We start from the raw sequence: 21,282 nt of genomic DNA on the forward strand, positions 1-21,282 counted from the left end.
GAAGATCATTGCCATCTCCGCCGCGTCGTTCGTGGCGATCCGAAAACAAAGTCATCTCTGAAGGATATTTGTCATGTCTCGCGTCAAACGCGGTGTGACCGCCCACGCCAAGCACAAGAAAGTCTACAAGGCCGCCAAGGGCTTCTATGGCCGCCGCAAGAACACCATCCGCGCCGCCAAGCCGGCCGTGGAGAAGGCCCAGCAGTACGCCTTCCGTGACCGCAAGCGCAAGAAGCGCACCTTCCGCGCGCTCTGGATCCAGCGCATCAATGCTGCGGTTCGTCCGTTCGGTCTGACCTACAGCCGATTTATCGACGGTATGGCCAAGTCCGGGATCACCGTGGACCGCAAGGTACTGTCGGATCTCGCGATCAGCGAGCCCGCGGCGTTCCAGGCGATCGCCGAGAAGGCCAAGGCTGCGCTCGCGGCCTGATAAGGCCTGCGCTAGCGGGTCTTCTGGCCCGCAGCCTTCAGCGCGCGCTGCGAGTAGCGCTGGGCGACCTCCGCCCGGCAGAATGCCGTGAACGAGAGATACATGGTGCCGGACTTGTTCCGGTACTTGATGTCGCACGCGTGCATCTCGCGCTTGTAGGCCTGTGTCTGCGCGGCACTGAGGCCGGGCTTGAAGTCCGCCTCACACTTCTTTTCGACGGCAGCGCCGAGTTGGACGTCGCCGCTCGCGGTCAGCTCGCAATCCTTGAAGACCTTCATCGCGCTTTCGCAGCCCTTCTGGCTGCCGATGGTGTCGACGACCTCGTCCAGCGTCGTGGATGTGTCCATGCAGACCATGGCGCGCGCAGGCGTGGCGGCGACCGACAGAACGACGGCCAAGACGGCCAAAGAGCATTTCGAAAGCATCGCAAGGGTCTCCTCGTATCCTGTCTTGGTGCCGGGTCCCCGCGCGAGGTTCAACCCAGCCGCTCAGAGCACGAAATGACCGGCTTTTTGCTTGACGTTACGCCCTTCGGGCGGCGACAACCCAGCCGAATTTGGCAGCAAGGATTTGACTGTGTCCGACCTCGCAACGCTTGAAACATCCATCCTCGACCAGATCGCCGCCGCCGGCGATGAAGCCGCGCTCGAAGCGGTGCGCGTCGCAGCCCTCGGCAAGAAGGGCTCGATTTCGGCGCTGCTGGCCACGCTCGGCAAGATGTCGCCCGACGAGCGCAAGACGCAAGGCGCGGCGATCAACCAGGCCAAGGACAAGGTCACCGAGGCGCTCGCCGCACGGCGCGACGTGCTGAAGTCCGCGGCGCTCGATGCGCGGCTCGCGTCCGAGACCGTCGACGTCACGCAGCCGCTGCGCGATGCGCAGGCTGAAACGGGACGCATCCATCCGCTGAGCCAGGTCTGGGACGAGTTGACCACGATCTTCGCCGACATGGGCTTCTCGGTCGCCGAAGGTCCAGACATCGAGACCGACGATTACAACTTCACAAAGCTGAATTTCCCGGAAGGCCATCCGGCGCGCGAGATGCACGACACGTTCTTCTTCCATCCGAAGGAGGACGGCTCGCGCATGCTGCTTAGAACCCACACCTCGCCGGTGCAGGTGCGCACCATGCTGAGCCAGAAGCCGCCGATCCGCGTGATCTGCCCGGGCCGCACGTATCGCATCGATTCGGATGCGACCCACACGCCGCAATTCCACCAGGTCGAAGGCCTCGTCATCGACAAGCATTCGCATCTCGGCCACCTCAAATGGATCCTGCACGAGTTCTGCAAGGCGTTCTTCGAGGTCGACCACATCAACATGCGCTTTCGTCCCTCGTTCTTCCCGTTCACCGAGCCGTCGCTGGAAGTCGACATCCAGTGCCGCCGCGACAAGGGCGAGATCCGCTTCGGCGAGGGCGAGGACTGGCTCGAGATTCTCGGCTGCGGCATGGTGCATCCGAACGTGCTGCGCGCCTGCGGCATCGATCCCGACGAGTACCAGGGCTTTGCCTGGGGCATGGGCATCGACCGCATCGCCATGCTGAAATACGGCATCGCCGATCTCCGCCAGCTGTTCGACAGCGACGTCCGCTGGCTGAGCCATTACGGCTTCAAGCCGCTCGAAGTGCCGACACTCGCGGGAGGGCTGAGCTCGTGAAATTCACCCTCTCCTGGCTGAAGGATCATCTCGACACCGACGAGTCGCTGGATAAGCTCGCCGACAAGCTCACCATGATCGGGCTCGAGGTCGAGAACATCGAGGACAAGGCGAAGGCGCTCAAGCCGTTCACCATCGCGAAGGTGATCTCGGCCGAGCAGCATCCCAATGCCGATCGCCTGCGCGTCTGCATGGTCGACACCGGGGACGGTGGCGCGCCGGTGCAGGTGGTGTGCGGTGCGCCGAATGCGCGCGCCGGGCTTGTCAGCGTGTTCTCACCGCCCGGCACCTACATTCCCGGCAAGGACATCACGCTTGGTGTCGGCACGATCCGCGGCGTCGAGAGTCGCGGCATGCTGTGCTCGGCGGCCGAGCTGCAGATCTCCAACGATCATGACGGCATCATGGAGCTGCCGGCCGACGCGCCTGTCGGCGCTGGTTACGCCGAATGGGCCGCGCTCGGCGATCCCGTGATCGAGATCAACCTGACGCCGAATCGGCAGGACTGCACCGGCGTGCACGGCATCGCGCGCGATCTCGCGGCTGCCGATATGGGCAAATTCAAGGACCCCGGCATCAAGCCGATCAAGGGCGAATTCCCTTGTCCCGTGAAGGTCACGGTCGAGGACGCCAATCTATGCCCGGGTTTTGCGCTCCGTCTCGTGCGCGGCGTGAAGAACGGGCCGTCGCCGGAATGGCTGCAGAAGCGGCTGACCGCGATCGGTCTGCGCCCGATCAATGCGCTGGTCGACATCACCAACTTCATGACCTACGACCGCGCGCGCCCGCTGCACGTGTTCGACGCCAAGAAAGTGAAGGGCAACCTCGTCGTGCGGCACGCCCGCGACGGCGAAACGCTGCTCGCGCTCGACGGCCGCACCTACAATCTCGATCCCTCGATCTGCGTGATCGCGGACGAGCACGGCGTCGAATCGCTCGCCGGCATCATGGGCGGCGAGGCCTCGGGCTGCGACGAGACCACCACTGACGTGCTGATCGAGTCGGCGCTCTGGAACGAGATCAATATCGCTCAGACCGGCCGCAAGCTCGGGATCAACTCCGATGCGCGCTACCGTTTCGAGCGCGGTGTCGATCCGGCCTTCATGGTGCCCGGGCTCGAGCTTGCCACCAAGCTGGTGATGGAGATGTGCGGCGGCACGCCGTCGGAGAACGTCGTGGTCGGCAAGACCTTCGGCGATGACCGCATCATCGATTTCCCTGTCACCGAGGTGAAACGGCTCTCCGCCATCGAGGTGCCGATGCCGGAGATGAAGCGCATCCTGACCCATCTCGGCTTCATGATGGCGGGGCCCGGCCCGGTCGTGAAGGTCGCGGTGCCCTCATGGCGCTCCGACGTGCACGGCAAGGCCGATATTGTCGAGGAGGTCGTCCGCATCTACGGCGTCGACAAGGTGCCCATGACGCCGTTCGAGCGCGGTGAGGACGCGCGCAAATCGGTGCTGACGCCGCTGCAGCTACGCACCCGCCGCGCCCGGCGCGCACTGGCGAGCCGCGGCATGACCGAGGCGGTGACGTGGTCTTTCATCACGAAGACTGCGGCACAATTGTTCGGCGGCGGCCAGCGCGAGCTGGAAGTGGCGAACCCGATCGCCGCTGACCTCTCCGACATGCGGCCGAGCCTGCTGCCGGGTCTGGTCGCGGCCGCACAAGCCAATGCCGACCGCGGCTATGGCGACGTCGTGCTGTTCGAGGTCGGGCAATTGTTCAGGGGCGATCGCCCGCAGGATCAGTTCATGGCGGCGAGCGGCGTGCGCCGCGGCCTTGCGTCATCGGAAGGGCTGGGACGGCACTGGTCGGGCTCGGCGCAGGCTGACGTGTTCGACGCCAAGGCCGATGCGCTCGCCGTGTTGGCTGCGGCCGGCGCGCCGATGCAGGCACTGCAGATCGTCGCCGGCGGTCCCGCCTGGCTGCATCCGGGCCGCTCCGGCACGATCCAGATCGGGCCGCAGAACGTGCTCGGATATTTCGGCGAGATGCATCCGCGTGCGCTGGAAGCGCTCGGCGCCGACGGCCCGCTCGTGGTGTTCGAGGTGATCCTCGACCGCATCCCGGAAGCCAAGAAGAAACCGACCCGCGCCAAGCCGCTGATCGAGCTCTCGGCATTCCAGCCCGTGTCGCGCGACTTCGCTTTCATCGTCGACCGCACTGTCAAGGCCGGCGACATCGTCCGCACCGCGCAAGGTGTCGACAAGAAGCTGATCACCGGCGTGAACGTCTTCGACGTCTACGAGGGCAAGGGCATGGACGACGGCAAGAAGTCCGTTGGCATCGCGGTGACCATCCAGCCGCGCGAGAAGACGCTGACCGATCAGGAGATCGAAGCCGTTGCCGCGAAGATCGTGGCGGAGGTCACGAAGAAGACCGGCGGTACGTTGAGGGCGTAACGCCCTGGAATGACAGGGCATGAGTATCACCGACTTCCTCCCGAAGGACGTCAGTCTCACCATCGCGATGGCGCTTTGCGCCGTCGCTTTCGTTTCGGGCACCGCGCGCGGCTTCTCGGGTTTCGGCTCTGCGCTGATCTTCATGCCGCTCGCGAGCAGCATCGCAGCCCCGCGGCTTGTGGCGGCACTTCTTCTCGTCATCGACTTCGTTGCCGCCGCGCCGCTGCTGCCTGACGCCTGGCGGAAGGCGGATCGCAAGGCGACCGCCGTGATCGTGCTCGGCGCGCTCGTCGGCGTACCCATCGGCACCTATTTCCTCAGCGTGCTCGAGCCCGTCACCACGCGCTGGATCATCTCCTGCTTCGTCACCGCGCTGCTGCTTCTGTTGCTGTCGGGCTGGCGCTACCGCGGCAAGGACCACGCCTGGCTCTCGGTCGGCATCGGCGGTCTCTCCGGCTTCTGTAGCGGCCTGGCGCAGACCGGCGGCCCGCCGATCGTCGGCTACTGGCTCGGCCGGCCCATTGCCTCGATCGTGGCACGCGCCAACATCCTGCTGTTCTTCGGCGCCTCGGATTTCTTCTCGATGGTCAGCTATGCCACATCAGGCCTGATCTCGCGCGAATCGCTCGTGCTTTCGCTGATCGTCGGCCCGGTCTATGCCATCGGCGTCGCTTTCGGCGCCTCGCTGTTCGGCCGCGCGAGTGAGATTGTGTTTCGCAGAATCTGCTACGCCTTGATCGCGATCGCGGTAATCACGGGGCTGCCGGTGCTGGACAAGGTGTTGCGCTAATCGCCTAGTGCCGCGGCGCGCGCCGCCGCTTCGTCGATTGCGTCGGCACATCGGCCGGCTCGTCCTTCAGCGCGCCGATCTTGCGGAGCGCGGCGTCCGCGGCGCGCTCGCCGCTGTCCCAGGCGCCGTCGACGGTGCCCCACAACGTCTCATGCGTGGCTTCGCCGGCGAGGAACACATTGCCGATCGGCTCGGTCAAGATCCTTCGCGAGAGCTGGCCGCCGGGCGAGGACGCCGACATCGCGCCCATGACGTAGGGCGAAGCGTTCCAGCGCGTCGCGACGGTCTTCTGCACGGCGGCCGCCGCTTCGCTGCCGAACAGTTTTGAGATCCATTCCTTCGCAAACGCCGTCATCGCGCTCTCGCCCTGCGCCGAGAGATCGCGGCCGAACGAGCCGCCGACGTCGATCGAGCACAGCGAAGAGCCGCCGATATTGGCATACATCAGTGCGGTGCGCGTGGAGTTGCTTTGCTCGATCAGGATGTCGTCGCGCGACAGCCCGAGCGGATTGCCCGGCAATTGCACCACGATGTGATCGTAGCTGCCGAGCGTGAGCTTGGACGCCGCATCCAGCATGCGCTTGGGGATATCAGGCGCGAACTTGAACGCACCCGACATGAGCACGTTGGTCGAAACCGTGACGATGGCGGCGCGCGCGGCGATCTTGCCGGCTTGCGTCTCCACGCTGACATCGCGATTGCTCCAGACGATCCGGCTGGCCGGCGTCGAAAGCACTGTCGGCACCTGCTCACCGAGCTTGGCGATCAGGGTGCCCAGGCCCTGACGACAGGCGATCGGGGCGTTGCGGTCCTGCGCGCGCGCCTTGTCGATCGCCGACAGCTCCTTCAAATCCTTGCCGGCAAAGCCCGCGCCGAGCAAGAACTCCGCCGCGCCTGCCCAGTCGCCGAGATCCTTCGGCAGTACCGACGCACAGGACGTATCGAGCTTGCCGCGCGCGGCCTCGTCGATGGCCCTGTTGGCGCGCACCAGCGCCGCCAGAAACTCCTCGGTCTCGCCCGCGCGCGCATTGCGGCGACCGATGCGCATCTTCTGGCCCGACGGCGCGGGAGAAACATCGAGCCCGGCGCTACGCGCGAGCCGAATCATCGGATTGGTGTCGGGATTGTGCATCCAGCGCGCGCCGCGATCGAACGGCACGTCGAAGGTGACCGTATCCGTGATGCAGCGCCCACCGACCTGCGACGCCGCTTCCACCACCACGACCCTGCGATTGGCCGCCATGACGCGCCGCGCTGCAGCGATGCCAGCCGCACCCGCGCCGATCACGACAATGTCAGCCTCACGTGGCAAGGGCGCGGCCGTTGCGCGCAGGACCGGCGCTGCGGCAAAGGCCACCGACGCCGATAGGAAGCTGCGGCGCGTGATTGTCATGTCATGGTTTCCGGAGACTTGCGACGAACGGGAACAGCCCGCGAACCTTGCCGCATCTGATGTTGCGCAGCAACCATCATGGTGAATCAATCGTGCTTGAACTCACAGAGCCATGAACCGAATTGCAACAGGTTTCGACCATGATACAGATGTAAAGAAAAAGACGGCCAGAAAGGCCCGGGGGAGTTCATGGGGACGGTCCTAGATTCAGTCGGAAAGGTGATAGCCGCGTACCTCTCGAAAGAGGTGCCGGGCTATGAGCCGTTCACGCCCAGCGACCCCGAGCATCTGCGCGGCGTGATCCAGCCCGGCGACGTCATGCTGGTCGAGGGCAACAATCGCATCTCCGGCATCATCAAATATCTGACGCAGTCGACCTGGTCGCACGCCGCGCTCTATGTCGGCCCGGTCGAAGGTGCGGTCGAGCCCGACGGCGAACCGCATGTGCTGATCGAGGCCAATATCGGTGAGGGCGTCACCTCGGCGCCGCTGTCGAAATATTTCCCCTATCATACCCGCCTCTGCCGTCCCGTCGGGCTGTCCTACGAGGACCGCAACACGGTCTGCCGCTATGCGATCAACCGCATCGGCTTCGGCTACGACACCAAGAACATCCTGGACCTGATGCGTTTCCTGTTCCCGCTGCCGGTGCCACAGCGCTGGCGACGGCGCATGATCGCGCTCGGCTCGGGCGATCCGACCAAGATCATCTGCTCGGCGCTGATCGCGCAGGCTTTCGACGCCGTGCGCTATCCGATCCTGCCGAAGATCACCAAGGCCGGCAGCCGCGCCGCCCGTCGCGAGATCCTGCACATCCGCGATTCCTCGCTCTACATGCCCCGCGACTTCGACATCTCGCCCTATTTCGAAGTGGTCAAACCCACCATCGTGCACGGCTTCGACTACACAGCCCTGCACTGGGCCGACAAGCAAAAGCCGCTCGAGGAGGTAGCGGGCTCATTCGGTGTGTTTCCAGAAGCGCTCCGTGCGCCGCCGCTCGTTCCTGAAGCGGTTGACGAAGAAGCGCAGGTTGAAGTTTCGACTGAGCAAGTGAGCGCCGATCCAGTCCCCGCGCGGTTTCCGCTGCTACAGAGGATCGCTGCGTATCGGCCTAGACGCCGTGGTCGCACGAGAGAGCGGGCGGCATAATCCGTTGTCGTCCCGTCACCACCGTCGAGACAGCCTCCCCTACCGCTCCGCCCGCCCGATCACCGCCATCAGCTCCGCGATCTTCTCGCGCTGATCCGCCTTGTCGCCGCTCGCAATCGCGTGCTCGACGCAATGCGCGACGTGATCCTTCAAGACCTCTTCCTCGACCCGGCGCAGCGCGGCGCGCACCGCCGAGATCTGCGTGACGATGTCGATGCAGTAGCGGTCTTCCTCTACCATTTTCGAGAGGCCGCGAACCTGGCCTTCGATCCGGCCGAGGCGTTTTCCAACAGATGCCTTGATGTCCTTGCGCATGGGGCCTATATACCCCTACCGGGTATAGGTTTCAAGGCCGGAGTGCAGGAATGAGCGACGCGGATCACAGGCATCATCACGACGGGAACACACAATCCGGCTGCGGCTGCTCCGCAAAGACCACCGCGCCTGCTCCCCAGCCCGCGGCCTCGTCCTGCTGCGGCGGGCACGGCGATCACGCCGACCATGCCCATCATCATGATCACGGCGGCGCTTCCGCAAACGTCCTCGATCCCGTCTGTGGCATGAGCGTCGATCCCGCGACCTCCAAGCACCGCTTCGAGCACAACGGCGAGACCTTCCATTTCTGCTCGGCCGGCTGTCGCACCAAATTCGCTGCCGATCCCGCAAAATATCTTGCGAAGGAGAAAGCGCCCGAGACGGAGATGCCTGAAGGGACCATCTACACCTGCCCGATGCATCCGGAGATTCGCCAGGTCGGACCGGGCAGCTGCCCGATCTGCGGCATGGCGCTGGAGCCGGAGGTCGCGAGTCTGGAGACCGGACCCAATCCTGAGCTGGCCGACATGACGCGGCGCTTCTGGATCGGCGGCGCGCTCGCGCTGCCGCCCGTGGTGCTGGAGATGGGCGGCCATCTCGCCGGTCCGCACAACTGGATCGACCCGACGATATCGAACTGGATCCAGCTCGTCTTCGCCACCCCCGTTGTGGTTTGGGCCGGCTGGCCGTTCTTCGTCCGCGGCTGGCAGTCGCTGCTCACGCGCAATCTCAACATGTTCACGCTGATCGCGATGGGCACCGGCGTTGCTTATGTCTACAGCCTGCTCGGCACCATCGCGCCGCAGATTTTTCCCGACACCTTCCGCGGCCATGGGGGCGCCGTCGCTGTCTATTTCGAAGCAGCCGCCGTCATCACCGTCCTTGTGCTGCTCGGCCAGGTGCTGGAGCTGCGCGCCCGCGACGCGACATCTGGCGCGATCAAGGCGCTGCTGCAGCTCGCACCCAGGACCGCGCGGCGCGTCGATGCTGACGGCAGCGAGCATGAGGTCGAGATCGACACGCTGCATGCCGGCGATCGCCTGCGTGTTCGTCCCGGCGAGAAAGTGCCGGTCGACGGCATCATCCTGGAAGGACGCTCGTCGCTCGATGAATCCCTCGTAACAGGCGAATCCATGCCCGTCACCAAGGAGGTCGACGCCAAGGTCATCGCCGGCACGCTCAATCAATCGGGCAGCTTCATCATGCGCGCCGACAAGGTCGGCCGCGAAACGCTGCTGTCGCAGATCGTGCAGATGGTCGCGGATGCGCAGCGCTCGCGCGCGCCGATCCAGCGCTTGGCCGACCAAGTCGCCGGCTGGTTCGTGCCGACGGTGATCGCCGTCGCCATCGCTGCCTTCGTGGCGTGGGCCTGGTTCGGGCCGGAGCCGCGACTGGCCTTTGGTCTCGTTGCTGCCGTGAGCGTGCTGATCATCGCCTGCCCCTGTGCGCTGGGCCTCGCGACCCCGATGTCGATCATGGTCGGCGTCGGCCGCGGCGCGCAGGCCGGCGTCCTGATCAAGAACGCCGAGGCGCTGGAGCGGATGGAGAAGATCGACACGCTGGTGGTCGACAAGACGGGCACGCTGACCGAGGGGAAGCCCAAGGTGGTGGCGATCGTGCCGGCATCAGGTCTTGCCGAGAATGACATCCTTCGACTTGCGGCGAGCGTCGAACGCGCCAGCGAGCATCCGCTCGCCGACGCCATCATGCGCGCGGCGAAGGAGAAGCAGCTCGCGCTCGGTCAGGTCGAAGAGTTCGATTCGCCGACGGGCAAGGGTACGACGGGCAAGGTCGATGGCAAGAGCATCGTGCTCGGCAACGCAAAGTACCTGACCTCGATCGGCATCGACACCAAGGCGCTCGACAGTGAAGCCGAACGCCTGCGCGGTGACGGCGCCACCGTCATCAACATGGCTGTCGACGGCAAGCTCGCCGGCCTGTTCGCGATCGCGGATCCCGTCAAGGCTTCGACCCCTGACGCGCTGAAGGCGCTCGCCGACGAAGGCATCAAGGTGATCATGCTGACCGGCGACAACCGCACCACGGCGGAAGCGGTCGCACGGCGGCTCGGCATTGCCGATGTCGAGGCCGAAGTGCTGCCGAACCAGAAGAGCGCGGTGGTGGCCAGGCTGCAAAAGGCCGGACGCAGCGTCGCCATGGCCGGCGACGGCGTCAACGATGCGCCGGCGCTGGCCGCCGCCGAAGTCGGCATCGCCATGGGCACTGGCACAGATGTGGCGATGGAAAGCGCCGGCGTCACGCTGCTCAAGGGCGACCTCACCGGCATCGTGCGGGCGCGAAAACTGTCGCAGGCGACGATGAGCAATATCAGGCAAAACCTGTTCTTCGCCTTCATCTACAACGCCGCCGGCATCCCGATTGCCGCCGGCATTCTCTATCCCACCTTCGGCGTGCTGCTCTCGCCGATCATCGCGGCGGCTGCGATGGCGCTGTCCTCGGTCAGCGTGGTCGGGAATGCGCTGCGGCTGCGCGCGACGCGGCTGTGATAGTGACTGCTCTCCCTCTCCCGTTCTTGCGGGGAGAGGGCCGGGGTGAGGGGCTATCTCCACGGTTTCACTGCGAGTGAGACTCGCGGAGAGTCCCCCTCACCCGGAATTCAAGCTACGCTCGAATTCCGACCTCTCCCCGCAAGCGGGGCGAGGTAAGAAGCCCGCGGAGAGGATCTGATGCAGCGGATTACGATCACGATCGAGGACGATCTTTTGGCGGAGATCGATGCCGCGGCCGAGGCGCGCGGCTACCAGAACCGCAGCGAGATCATCCGCGACCTCGCTCGCGCCGGGCTTCAGCAATCAAGCGAGGACACCGCGCAGGGCGGCCCCTGCGTCGCTGGCCTCGTCTATGTCTACGATCACGCCGCGCGCGACCTCTCGAAGCGCCTGGTGCAGGAATTCCACGGCCATCACGATCTCGCGCTCGCAACCCTGCATGTCCATCTCGACGACTCCAATTGCATGGAGATGACGGCGCTGAGGGGCGATGCGACAGAAGTCAGGCATTTCGCCGATCACATCATCGCAGAGCGTGGCGTACGCTATGGCCGCGTGGTGATGATTCCGACGGGGGACGGGAAGCCGAAGGTGCGGAAGCACGGGCATCGGCACGACTGATGCTTCTCCGTCTCCCCGCTTGGGTGAGAGGCCAAGGATCTCACGCCGCCTTCGCCGCGCTGCCACCCGGCAACCCGGCTCGCGCGAGGCCGCCATATAGCGTTTCGTCCGGCATTTCCTCGCGCAGGATCTTACGAACCGCGATCAGCCGGTCGAGATCGATCCCGGTCGCAAATCCCTTGCTCTCGCACAGGAACACCAGGTCCTCGAACACGACGTTCCCGGTCGCGCCGGGCGCGAAGGGGCAGCCGCCGAGGCCACCGAGCGAGCCGTCGAGGATGCGGACGCCTTCGTCCAGCGCGGCGGCAGCGTTGGCGATGCCCATGCCACGGGTGTCGTGGAGATGGATGCAGATCGGCTTTGAACCTGCGAGCCTCACAGCGGCGCGCGACAGCTCACCGACCTGCTTCGGCCCGGCGTAGCCGACGGTGTCGGCGATCGCGACGAAATCGACGCCGGCCTCCAGGCATTTGTCGACCAGGCGCAGCACCTCCTTCGGATCGACCGCGCCGGTGATCGAGCAGCCCAGCGCCATCGAGATCGCTGCGTTCACCAGCGGCTTGTGGGCACTGGCATCGCGCAACTCGCAGAGCCGCTTGATGTTGGCGATCGCGGAGTCGCGCGACCGATGCGCATTGGCCTGGCTGTGCTCCTCGGTCGCCGACACTACCGAAGCGATCTCGCCAACGCCTGAAGCCAGCGCCTCGTTGACCCCGCGCTCGTTGAGCGCAAGCGCAATGCCGTGGGCCCCGCGCAGGCTCGCCACCGTTCCGATCACATCGCGGACATCGACGAATTGCGGAAAGGTCTTTGCCGGCAGGAACGAGCCGACCTCGAAATGCCTGACGCCGGCGGCATATTCCTCGCGCACCCAGCGCTGCTTGGCGTCGGTCGACGGAAACTTTTTCACGAGCTGGAGCCCGTCGCGCAGACCGACCTCGCGCAAGCTCACACGATCCGCGGGATAAATCGTCTCAATCCGGCTCATGCGCGCCTCCCAGCGGCTTTTGACGTGACGTCGTTGTCGTCGATCTCGGCACGCACGGCGGAGGTGTCGGCGCCGAGCGGCGCGACCTTCAGGCCCTCGCCAAAATAACTGCCGTTCCATTCAAGGGGCAGTGTCGGCACATGGAACGGCTTGCCGTCGGCGGTGATGTTGGTGACGAGCCCGCCGGGCCGCAGCACGTGCGGGTCGGTGAGCAGATCCTCGGGCCGGTTGATCGGCGAGAAACAGATGTTGAGGGCGTCGAGCTTTTGCGACAGCTCCGCCACGTCCTGTTGCCGGATGATCTCGGCCACGCGCGGAAGGATCCGTGGCCGCGCCAGGATGCGATCGGTGGTGGTGCGCAAGCTCGGGTCATCGAGAAACTCGCTCAGGCCGAACTCGCGGCAGAACGCCTGCCAATGGCCCTCGGTGACGACGCCGATGAAAATGCGGCCGTCACCGGCGGCATCGAAAATGTCGTAGATCGGCCAGGCATGCTCGCGCTCCGGCATCGAGCGCGGCTTGTTGCCGGTCATCTCGTATTCGACCATGTGTTGGGCGACCAGGAACAGGCAGTTCTCGAACAGGCCGATGCGGATGTCTGCGCCATCGCGCTTTCCCCCGCGCTTCTGATAGAGCGCGGCCAGGATCGCGATCACGCCGAACATGCCGCCCATGATGTCGTTGGCGGAGGAGCCGACGCGCTGCGGCTTCTCCTTCGTGCCGGTCATGGCGGCGAGGCCCGACATCATCTGCACGACCTCGTCGAGCGCGGGACGATGCTCATAAGGGCCGGACAGGAAGCCCTTGTGACCGGCGACGATCAGATGCGGATGCCGGCGGCGCAACTCTTCGGCGCCAAGCCCCTGCTTCTCGAGCAAGCCATCGCGAAAATTCTCCAGGAACACATCGGCCGTCGCGAGCAGCCGGTGCATGGTGTCGCGGTCCTTAGCCTTCTCGAAGTCGAGGACGACGCTGCGTTTGCCGCGGTTGAACAGCGGGAAGAACGCCGTGCCCATCCCGCCGAGGGAGCGGGTCTTGTCACCGGCCGGCGGCTCGACCTTGATGACCTCGGCCCCCAACTGCGCGAGGATCATGCCGCAGGTCGGGCCCATCACCATGTGGGTCATCTCGACAACCCGCACGCCTTCGAGCGGCAATCCGGTTTCGGCCATGCGGCACTCCTGTTCGTTGGTCTAAGAGACTAAGTCTTCACAAGCCTTCTTAAAAATATAATCTGTCGAAGAATGCCTTCGCAGTTCTAGAACGCTGGACCCCCATGGATTCGCGCCAGCTCCGCTACTTCATCGCCGTCTACGAGCAGCGGAACCTGTCGCGCGCGGCGGACCAGGTGAATGTCGCGCAATCCGCGCTCAGCCATCATATCTCGAATCTGGAGGCCGAGTTCGCAACGCCTTTGTTCGAGCGCAAGTCGCGCGGCATGGACCCGACCGCGGCCGGCGAGCGGCTCTACGAGCATGCCCGCATCATCCTGCGCGCGATGGCGGAAGCCGAGACCGAGGTGCGCGAGGGCGCGCGCGTCATCGCCGGCGAGATCTCCATCGGCATGGCCAATTCCGGCGTCAAGGCGATCGGCGTCGAGCTGATGCGCACGGTGCTGACCAAATATCCCAAGCTGAAGCTATCGCTCACCGAGAGCCTGTCGGGCGCGACGCTGATGCATCTGATGATCTCCAACGTCGATCTGGCGCTGGTCTACAATCCGCCCTCGGAGAAGGAGTTGATCACGGAGGCCGTGCTGGAAGAGGAGATGTTCCTGGTCGGCATTCCCAAGCTGGTCGGCAAGACCAAAACTCCGATCCGCTTCGAGGAGCTGAGCCGGCTGCCGCTGATCCTGTTGCGCTACGGCCTCGGCCTGTCCTCGCGCGCGCTGCTTGACGATCCCGTTCTGCTCAAGCGGTTGGAGGGCGGCGCCATCCTGCACGCCAACTCGATCACCGGCATGACCGGCGCGCTGGTGGAGGGGCTCGGCTGCACCATCGCGACAAAGCTGTTCGCGCGGGAGGAGCTCGCCGCAGGGCGCCTGGTCGCGCGCCGGGTGATCGACCCGAAACTGACCCGCACGCTCTATCTCTGCCGCCTGCGCAACCGCCCGATGACCTACGCGATGGAGGAGATGCGGCGGCTGATGCTGGCGCTGATCGCGGAACAGGTGCGCAGCGGCGGCTGGCAGGCGGAGCTGGTGGGGTAGCTACCTCCGCGACGGTAGTGCGCTCCCTCGCCTTCGAAAATCTCGAACGCTCCCATCGATATGTTCTTCTGGATTTCCACTCCTGACCCGCCAACATGGCGCGGTCCGGCAGAGCTTACCGAAAAACCTCAGAGATGAGCCGCCGGGAACCGCGCGCATCGCGCGCGCCACGGGAGGACGTCATGAGCGTTGTCGGCATCGACACAGGCTTCGAGCTCGGCGCAGCATCTTCAGGACCGGACGAGATCTCGCGGCGGCTCGAGGCGATGCCGGCGACGGGCCATGTCTGGAAGCTCGTCATCCTGCTCTCGCTCGGCGGCTGTTTCGAAATCTACGATCTGTTCCTCACCGGCTACATCGCCCCGGGCCTGGCCCGCAGCGGATTGCTGAGCACGACGACTCAAGCCTTCTTCGGCTTCTCCGGCATCGGCGCCTTCGTCGCCGCAACCTTTGCCGGCCTGTTCGTCGGCACCTTCTTCCTCGGTTTCCTCGCCGACCGTTTCGGCCGCCGCGCGATCTTCACCTATGCGCTGCTTGGCTATAGCGCGGCGTCGGTGATCATGGCCTGCCAGACCTCCTCGAGCGGCCTGTTGCTCTGGCGCTTCCTTGCCGGCATCGGCATCGGCGTCGAGGTCATCACCATCGACGCCTATATCACCGAATTGGTGCCGAGCCGGATGCGCGGACGCGCCTTCGCGGTGAACCAGGCGATCATGTTCATCGCCGTGCCCGTTGTCGCCTTCCTCGCCTGGTGGCTGGTGCCGCTCGCGCCCTATGGCGTCGATGGCTGGCGTTGGGTGGTGCTGATTGGTGCTGCCGCCAGCATGATCGTCTGGGTGCTGCGCTTGTTCCTGCCCGAGAGCCCGCTTTGGCTGGCGCGCCACGGCCGCACCGAAGAGGCGCTCCGGATTCTTGCAACGCTCGAAGCCAGAGGCGGCGGCACGGCGCCAGGCCCTTCAGCTTCGCTCGCCCGACCGGCCTCGCAGACGGCCGTGCACGTCGCCTTCGCCGATTTGTTCCGGCCGCCCTATCTCTCGCTCGTGGTCCTGTTCATGGTGTTCAACCTCTGCCAGGCCTTCGGCTTCTACGGCTTTGCCAATTGGGTGCCGACACTGCTGGTGGAGAAGGGCATCACCGTCACCAAGAGCCTGCAATATTCCTTCATCGTCGCCTTCGCCTATCCGATCGCGCCGCTGCTCGCCGCAAGCTTCGCCGACAAATTCGAACGCCGCTGGATCATCGCCGGCGCCTGCGTCGCCATTATCGTGTTCGGCATGGCGTTCGCGCAACTGACCCTGCCGGCACTGCTGATCGTCTGCGGCGTGCTGCTGACGGCCTGCAACACAACGATGTCCTACGCCTATCACGCCTACCAGACCGAGGTGTTCCCGACCCAGATCCGGGCGCGGGCGTCCGGCCTCGTCTATTCCATGAGCCGCCTCTCCGCGACCTTCTCGGGCTTCATCGTCGCCTACATGCTGAAGGAGGCCGGCGTCATCGGCGTGTTCGGCCTGATCACTGTGGCGATGCTGATCGTGGTGATCGCGATGGCGCTGTTCGGCCCTGATGTCCGCGGCAAGGCGCTGGACACGGTGTAGGCCCGGCTGCGCCGATAGCCGGTTTGTGACCGAAAGAGAGATTGTCGTCATTCAACTATAGGTGTAATCTCACCTGAGAATTACTTCGGATACTGAACTATTATTTTAGAACGACTCTGTTTTGGCAGGTGATTGCTCTGCGCGTCTCACATCGGCCCCGAATCGGTCAATAGCCCAGACCATTCTGTGATCAAGTTTTCGATCTAAGATTGCAACCGTCGGCCTGTTTGGCCGACCAATGAAAGACGTTTGTCAAAATCAATTGGCGGAGACGAACACATGCCGGCTGACCGCAAATGGGTTGAGAGAAATCTCGGGTTCGATCCGATCACCACACCGCCGCCGCGCGAGACCTTCACAGTCAAGCGCATCGCGGATGCCGCCGTGAAGAAGACCGCGAAGGTCGCCCCCGAAGACTTCCAGCGCGAGATCATCGATTTCGACTCCGAAGGCCCCGAAGGCCGCGAGTTCATGGCCTTTTCGACTTCGACGGGGCTGTCGCGCTTCACCGACATTCCCTGGCCCAGGGGGCTTGCGCCGCAGACGGGGCCGAAGCCGGGCAATGGCAAGGGGCCGCTGCCGCGCGCCGACGTGCTGGTCGTGACCTGGACCGTCGACGAAGGTCACGCAACCAGCCGCGTGCTGACGCCGGGCAAGGATTCGCACAACGACTACGTGCCCTACACGCACAATTACGCGGCTATCTCGAAGAAGATGCGCAACGGCTGCCCTGCCAAGGAGCTGAAGCGGCTGGGCGCCTTCTGGACCACGACGATCGGCAAGAAGAAGGTCGTGGTGTTCAAATCCGACTCGCACATGTCGCAGGACGGCCCGCAGCTGCCGAACATCGACGTCTGGCGCCAGATCATCACCGAGGTGCAGCCGACGCTCGTGATCACCACGGGCACGGCCGGCGGCATCGGCAAACAGGTCGAGGTCGGCGACGTCATCGTCAGCCCAATCGTGCGTTTCGACTGCCTCTCGAAGTTCAAGAAGCAGCCGTTTGCGCAGGCGCACTACTCCAGCAAGCCGGCCAAGACGTCGAAATTTGCGAGCGCCAAGACGCTGTTCAAGGCCAATGCAGGGCAATTGCCGAAGGACAATGCGCGGCCGCCGAAGATCTTCGTGGTCAAGCCGAGCGAGCTGTCATCGTCCGTGGTGACCACCGATTTCTTCGGCTTCGACACCTCGGACAATCACTTCAAGCTCCAGGGCCTCGGCGACGTCTCCGAGATGGGCGATGCCGTCCTCGGCCTCGTCGCGCAGGAGATGGGCGACAAGGCGCCGCGCTGGCTCGCGATCCGCAACGTCTCCGACCCGCAGATCAAGGCCGAGGGCACGCTGAAGCAGCAGGAGCAGGTCGCCGCCCAGATCTACAAAGGGTTCGGCCGCTGGAGCACGGTCTGTAGCGCCATCGCCTGCTGGGCGAGTATCGTGGCGGAGCCATAGGGTATGATCCGGACCCGCAGGGCCGCGTTAGCGCAAAGTGTGACGCGGTTTTCCCTCGCGACAGACGCGGAACGCGTCTGCGCGGAGATCATGCCCAAAATATAAAGCCGCGGAAGCTGGCAGGTCAGCCTCCCTTGCCGAAGTGGCCGGGGGTGTCTACCTCTCGCTGAGTGTTTCGTGAGAGGTTCCCATGCTGGATGCCGCCGTCAAGGCGCTGTCGCAAATGATGTCGCCGCCGATGCGTTCGATCCTGTGGCGGTCGATCGGGCTCGCGCTGGTGCTGATCGTGGTGCTTGCGATCGGGTTGCAGCGGCTGCTGACCTGGTTTGCGACCTATGGCGAGGTCTGGCTCGAGGGGCTGCTTGGGCCGAGCTGGCACTCGTCACTGGAGGTGCTGGCTTGGATCATCTCGATTGCGGCCGGTTTCGGCGTCGTGTTCGGCAGCGTGTTCCTGATGCCCGCGATCACCTCGCTGGTGGCAAGCTTCTTCGTCGATGACGTCGCCGACATCGTCGAGCGTGAATATTATCCGGCCGAGCGGCCGGGCACGGCATTGCCGTTCAAGCAGGCGATCCTCGAAGGCATCAAGACCGCGCTGCTCACCATCCTGGTCTATCTCGCCGCTTTACCGCTGGTGTTTCTGGCCGGCGCCGGTTTCCTGGTCTTCTTCCTCGCTGCCGCCTGGCTATTGGGCCGCGAATATTTCGAGCTCGCTGCGATGCGCTTCCGCTCGCCGGAGGATGCGAAAGCGATGCGGCGCGATAATGCCGCGACGATCTTCACCGCCGGCCTCTTCATCGCCGCCTTCGTCTCGATTCCGGTCGTGAACCTGGCGACGCCTATTTTCGGCATGGCCTTCATGGTGCACATGCACAAGCGCCTGTCAGGCCCGCGGCCCGAGCTGATCGAGCCGGCGCGGCAGATGCGGTGAGCCCGATCAGCTCACCTGCACGCCGCATTTGCGCAGCACCCTCTTGGCGAAACCGAACGGCGCCGGCGTAAACGGACCCGGCGGGGCTCGGGTGATCAATGCGATGAAGCCGAGCCCGGCCACTGCCAGCCAGAAGCACAGCCAGAAACCATCGATATAGGCGAGCACATTGGCTTCGCGCGCGACGAAGCTTGCTAGCGTACCGACCGCGCGCGCCTGCGCTGAGCCGGCGCCGTGGGCGGCAAAGTGATCGGCGAGCTGCTTCAGCGCGCGCACCACATTGACGTCGCCGACTTCCAGGTTCTGGCCGATATAGAAGGAATGCACCTGCTCGCGGACGCGCAGCCAGGTTCCCATCAGCGCCACGCCGATCTCGGCGCCGCCGAGCCGCATGATCTGGATATAGGCTGCAAAGGCCGTGGCACGGCTGGGGTCGGAATTCGACAACAACGTGATGATGAGCGGCAGCAGCGTCAGCGACTGCGCGACCGCTTGAAGCAGAACGATGCCGATGAAATCCTCGCGCGCCCAATCGTGGGTGAGCTGAGTCCCCCAGAGATTGGCCGCAGCAAAGCAGGTAAATCCAACGACCACCACCGTCCGCGTGTCGAAATGCCGGAGCAGCCAGATCGAGATCGGCACCAGTACGGACATCGGCAACGCGCCAAAGGTGAGCAGCAGCCAGCCGCTCTGCTCCGGCCTGAGCTGACCGACGGCGCCGAGGAAATTCGGTACCAGCGACGCGTTGGATAGGCTGGTCAGCGTGTAGAGCAGGATCAGGATCAACGCCAAGCCTACATTGCGCGAGAACAGCACGTTCACATGCGCCCAGGGCTGCGCGACCCACGACTCGTTGACAAGGAAGGCCACGAACAGCACGCCGCCTCCGACCAGCAGCGCCATCACCGTGCCGGAGCCGAGCCAATCCAGGCGATTGCCCTGATCGAGCCCGGCATAGATCATTCCGACGGAGGCTCCTAGCAGCAACATGCCACCCCAATCGGCCGCCCGCAGCAGCGCGCGATTGACCGGCTCGCTCGGTGTTCCCAGATAGACCATCAGGCCCATCAGCGGCGCGATCACGACGCCCTGCCAATACAGCCATTGCCAGCCGAGATGCTCGACATAGAAGCCGACCAATGAGGACGATGAGTCCAATGCAAATCCGACGCGGATCGAATAGAGCGCAATCGCCGGCAGCCACCAGCGGATCGGCAGATTGCGGAACACGATCATCAGCGTCGCCGGCACGAAGGTGCCGAGCAAGAGGCCATGCACGACGCTGAGCGCGATCAGCGTCGGATAATCGCGCACGAAAGGAATGGTCAGCGAGACGAGCGCGTAGACGAGACTGGGAATGCCGAGCACGCGGCGCAAGCCGAACACGGTGGCAAGCCACGCCACCGCCGGGGCGATGAAGATCTGCGAGCCGATGCCGGCGGTGGAGAGCCACGCACCTTCGTCGAACGAGAGCCCGAACGCGCCGCGCAGGTCTGGCAGGCCGACGGTGGTCAGCCGGCTGTCGAAATTGGCGAGGAACGAGCCGAGCAGCACGGAAGCGACGGCAAACAAAGGCTGTCGCGCGACCCCGCCGCGCGAGATCGGTCCGTGGCCGGCATCGTCATTTGCCGCCATTCGCGCCCTTCGTGTCGATTCTGGTGACGACCGACATCCCCGGCACAAGGCGCGTCAGCAGCGGCTGATTGTCGTCGAACTGGATGCGGACGGGAATGCGCTGCACCACCTTGGTGAAATTGCCGGTGGCATTGTCAGGCGGCAGCAGCGCGACCTGCGCGCCCGTCGCGGGCGCGATGCGCTCGACCTTGCCGCGCAGCTTCTCGCGCGGAAAACTGTCGACGGTGATCTCGACCGGCTGCCCGGGCTGGACATGCGTCAGCTGGGTCTCCTTGTAATTTGCGATCACATAGACCTTCGGCAGCGGTACGACGTTGATGAGGTTGGTGCCGATATTGACGTAATCGCCCGGCTGCACCTGGCGCTCGCCGACGACGCCGTCGAACGGCGCCGTGATCCTGGTATAGCCGAGCTTGAGCCTGGCGCTTGCCAGCGTTGCCTTGGTGGCATCGAGATCGGCCGCACGCTGCTTCTTGGTGCCTTGCAGAACCTCGAGCTGGTGCTGCTGGGCGGCGATCACGGCGCGGCTGGCGCGCACGTCGGCCTGCGCCTTGGCAAGGCCCGCAACCGCCTGCTCGAGCCGCTGCCGGGTGCCGGCTTCGGTCTGCGACAGCGATTGCTGGCGCTCCTGTTCCTGCTTGGCCTCGACCTCCAGGGCTTCCGCCGACAGGCGCGCGGCCTCGGCCTGCGCGATGGTCGCATATTGCAACTCGATCTGGTTGGCGAGATTGTCGAGCACAGCCTGCGCGGCGGCCACCGCGGCCTCGGATTGCGCGACCTGGGCCTCATAATCGGCGGGATCGATCTGGATCAGCAGATCGCCTGATTTGACGCGCTGGAAATCGTCGACCGCGACGGTCAGTACCTCGCCGGAGACGCGGCTGGAGAGACGGGTCAGGTCGGCGCGGACATAGGCGTCATTGGTGGTCTGGATCACTTCATTGCCAACCCATTCGTCGAAGCGCAGCGTCGCCAGCGCGACAAAGGCGAGAGCGACGATCACGGCAAACAGCGGGATTGCGAGCCGGCTCCAGAGCGAAGTTGCAGGCCGCTGCGTTGGCTTGGATGCGACAGGCGGTGTCGGCGACGAAACTTGTTCCTGTTGACTCACGATAACCTCAAAGCCGGCTTCGCTCTTACGATCGTCATTTCGGGGCGATGCGCAGCATCGAACCCGGAATCTCGAGATCCCGGGTT

18 protein-coding genes are annotated in these 21,282 nt (G+C 64.7%); 11 read left to right on the forward strand and 7 right to left on the reverse strand.

Going from position 1 to position 21,282, the window contains the following annotated elements:
• The first annotated feature begins 73 nt into the window (after positions 1 to 73).
• Positions 74 to 433 carry a 50S ribosomal protein L20 gene (gene rplT / locus L6639_RS08760; protein ID WP_027561620.1) on the forward strand — a complete coding sequence of 120 codons (360 nt, stop codon included), beginning with the start codon at positions 74 to 76 and terminating at the stop codon, positions 431 to 433.
• 11 nt (positions 434 to 444) lie between these two features.
• On the opposite strand, the gene L6639_RS08765 is transcribed toward rplT, so the two are convergent.
• Positions 445 to 858, reverse strand: coding sequence for a hypothetical protein (locus L6639_RS08765; protein ID WP_237860797.1), 414 nt, complete (start codon positions 856 to 858; stop codon positions 445 to 447).
• Between the two features lie 151 nt (positions 859 to 1,009).
• Here L6639_RS08765 and pheS point away from each other — a divergent pair, with 151 nt between their 5' ends.
• Genes pheS through L6639_RS08780 form a run of 3 tightly spaced genes read left to right on the forward strand, consistent with a single transcriptional unit; the run spans position 1,010 to position 5,287 of the window.
• On the forward strand, positions 1,010 to 2,092 hold the full coding sequence (gene pheS / locus L6639_RS08770) for a phenylalanine--tRNA ligase subunit alpha (RefSeq protein ID WP_237860799.1): 1,083 nt from the start codon (positions 1,010 to 1,012) through the stop codon (positions 2,090 to 2,092).
• Positions 2,089 to 4,497 (forward strand): phenylalanine--tRNA ligase subunit beta, encoded by a 2,409-nt coding sequence (pheT, locus tag L6639_RS08775; protein ID WP_237860801.1) that lies wholly within the window; start codon positions 2,089 to 2,091, stop codon positions 4,495 to 4,497. Before pheS ends, pheT begins: the two co-directional genes overlap by 4 nt.
• A 19-nt stretch (positions 4,498 to 4,516) precedes the next feature.
• Positions 4,517 to 5,287, forward strand: coding sequence for a sulfite exporter TauE/SafE family protein (locus tag L6639_RS08780; protein WP_237860803.1), 771 nt, complete (start codon positions 4,517 to 4,519; stop codon positions 5,285 to 5,287).
• Positions 5,288 to 5,291: 4 nt separating this feature from the next.
• On the opposite strand, the gene L6639_RS08785 is transcribed toward L6639_RS08780, so the two are convergent.
• On the reverse strand, positions 5,292 to 6,680 hold the full coding sequence (locus L6639_RS08785; RefSeq protein WP_237860805.1) for a flavin monoamine oxidase family protein: 1,389 nt from the start codon (positions 6,678 to 6,680) through the stop codon (positions 5,292 to 5,294).
• A 189-nt stretch (positions 6,681 to 6,869) separates the two neighbouring features.
• Here L6639_RS08785 and L6639_RS08790 point away from each other — a divergent pair, with 189 nt between their 5' ends.
• Entirely contained in the window at positions 6,870 to 7,829 is a 960-nt protein-coding gene (locus L6639_RS08790; protein WP_237860808.1) for a YiiX/YebB-like N1pC/P60 family cysteine hydrolase, read from the forward strand.
• Between the two features lie 39 nt (positions 7,830 to 7,868).
• On the opposite strand, the gene L6639_RS08795 is transcribed toward L6639_RS08790, so the two are convergent.
• The gene (locus L6639_RS08795; protein WP_007598521.1) at positions 7,869 to 8,144 is read right to left on the reverse strand and encodes a metal-sensitive transcriptional regulator; all 276 of its coding nucleotides are present in this window, start codon (positions 8,142 to 8,144) and stop codon (positions 7,869 to 7,871) included.
• A gap of 50 nt (positions 8,145 to 8,194) precedes the next feature.
• Here L6639_RS08795 and L6639_RS08800 point away from each other — a divergent pair, with 50 nt between their 5' ends.
• Positions 8,195 to 10,651, forward strand: a complete 2,457-nt coding sequence (locus L6639_RS08800; protein ID WP_237860811.1) for a heavy metal translocating P-type ATPase — start codon at positions 8,195 to 8,197, stop codon at positions 10,649 to 10,651.
• 180 nt (positions 10,652 to 10,831) lie between these two features.
• Positions 10,832 to 11,275: a nickel-responsive transcriptional regulator NikR gene (gene nikR, locus L6639_RS08805; protein ID WP_237860813.1), complete on the forward strand. Its 444-nt coding sequence runs from the start codon at positions 10,832 to 10,834 to the stop codon at positions 11,273 to 11,275.
• A 40-nt stretch (positions 11,276 to 11,315) separates the two neighbouring features.
• Here the strand turns inward: nikR and L6639_RS08810 are convergent, their stop codons facing one another.
• A complete protein-coding gene (locus L6639_RS08810; RefSeq protein ID WP_237860816.1) occupies positions 11,316 to 12,263 on the reverse strand; it encodes a hydroxymethylglutaryl-CoA lyase in 948 nt (315 codons plus the stop codon).
• Complete coding sequence (locus tag L6639_RS08815; RefSeq protein WP_237860819.1) at positions 12,260 to 13,435, reverse strand: CoA transferase; 1,176 nt, start codon at positions 13,433 to 13,435, stop codon at positions 12,260 to 12,262. The genes L6639_RS08810 and L6639_RS08815 overlap by 4 nt, the downstream gene beginning before the upstream one ends.
• 104 nt (positions 13,436 to 13,539) lie before the next feature.
• Here L6639_RS08815 and L6639_RS08820 point away from each other — a divergent pair, with 104 nt between their 5' ends.
• The 4 genes from L6639_RS08820 (at position 13,540) to L6639_RS08835 (ending at position 18,450) form a co-directional block, all read left to right on the forward strand.
• Positions 13,540 to 14,472, forward strand: a complete 933-nt coding sequence (locus L6639_RS08820) for a LysR family transcriptional regulator (protein ID WP_237860821.1) — start codon at positions 13,540 to 13,542, stop codon at positions 14,470 to 14,472.
• 182 nt (positions 14,473 to 14,654) lie between these two features.
• A complete protein-coding gene (locus L6639_RS08825; protein ID WP_237860823.1) occupies positions 14,655 to 16,070 on the forward strand; it encodes an MFS transporter in 1,416 nt (471 codons plus the stop codon).
• Between the two features lie 279 nt (positions 16,071 to 16,349).
• A complete protein-coding gene (locus L6639_RS08830; protein ID WP_237860825.1) occupies positions 16,350 to 17,519 on the forward strand; it encodes a phosphorylase family protein in 1,170 nt (389 codons plus the stop codon).
• A gap of 190 nt (positions 17,520 to 17,709) precedes the next feature.
• The gene (locus L6639_RS08835) at positions 17,710 to 18,450 is read left to right on the forward strand and encodes a sulfate transporter family protein (RefSeq protein ID WP_237860827.1); all 741 of its coding nucleotides are present in this window, start codon (positions 17,710 to 17,712) and stop codon (positions 18,448 to 18,450) included.
• 6 nt (positions 18,451 to 18,456) lie between these two features.
• Here L6639_RS08835 and L6639_RS08840 read toward each other — a convergent pair whose 3' ends face one another.
• Together L6639_RS08840 and L6639_RS08845 are read right to left on the reverse strand one after the other, a co-directional pair.
• Positions 18,457 to 20,085, reverse strand: a complete 1,629-nt coding sequence (locus L6639_RS08840; RefSeq protein ID WP_237860831.1) for an MFS transporter — start codon at positions 20,083 to 20,085, stop codon at positions 18,457 to 18,459.
• Entirely contained in the window at positions 20,072 to 21,196 is a 1,125-nt protein-coding gene (locus tag L6639_RS08845) for an HlyD family secretion protein (protein ID WP_237860833.1), read from the reverse strand. Before L6639_RS08845 ends, L6639_RS08840 begins: the two co-directional genes overlap by 14 nt.
• Positions 21,197 to 21,282 lie beyond the last annotated feature (86 nt).

The sequence above is a fragment of the Bradyrhizobium zhengyangense genome (assembly GCF_022012555.1).
Lineage (GTDB): Bacteria > Pseudomonadota > Alphaproteobacteria > Rhizobiales > Xanthobacteraceae > Bradyrhizobium > Bradyrhizobium zhengyangense.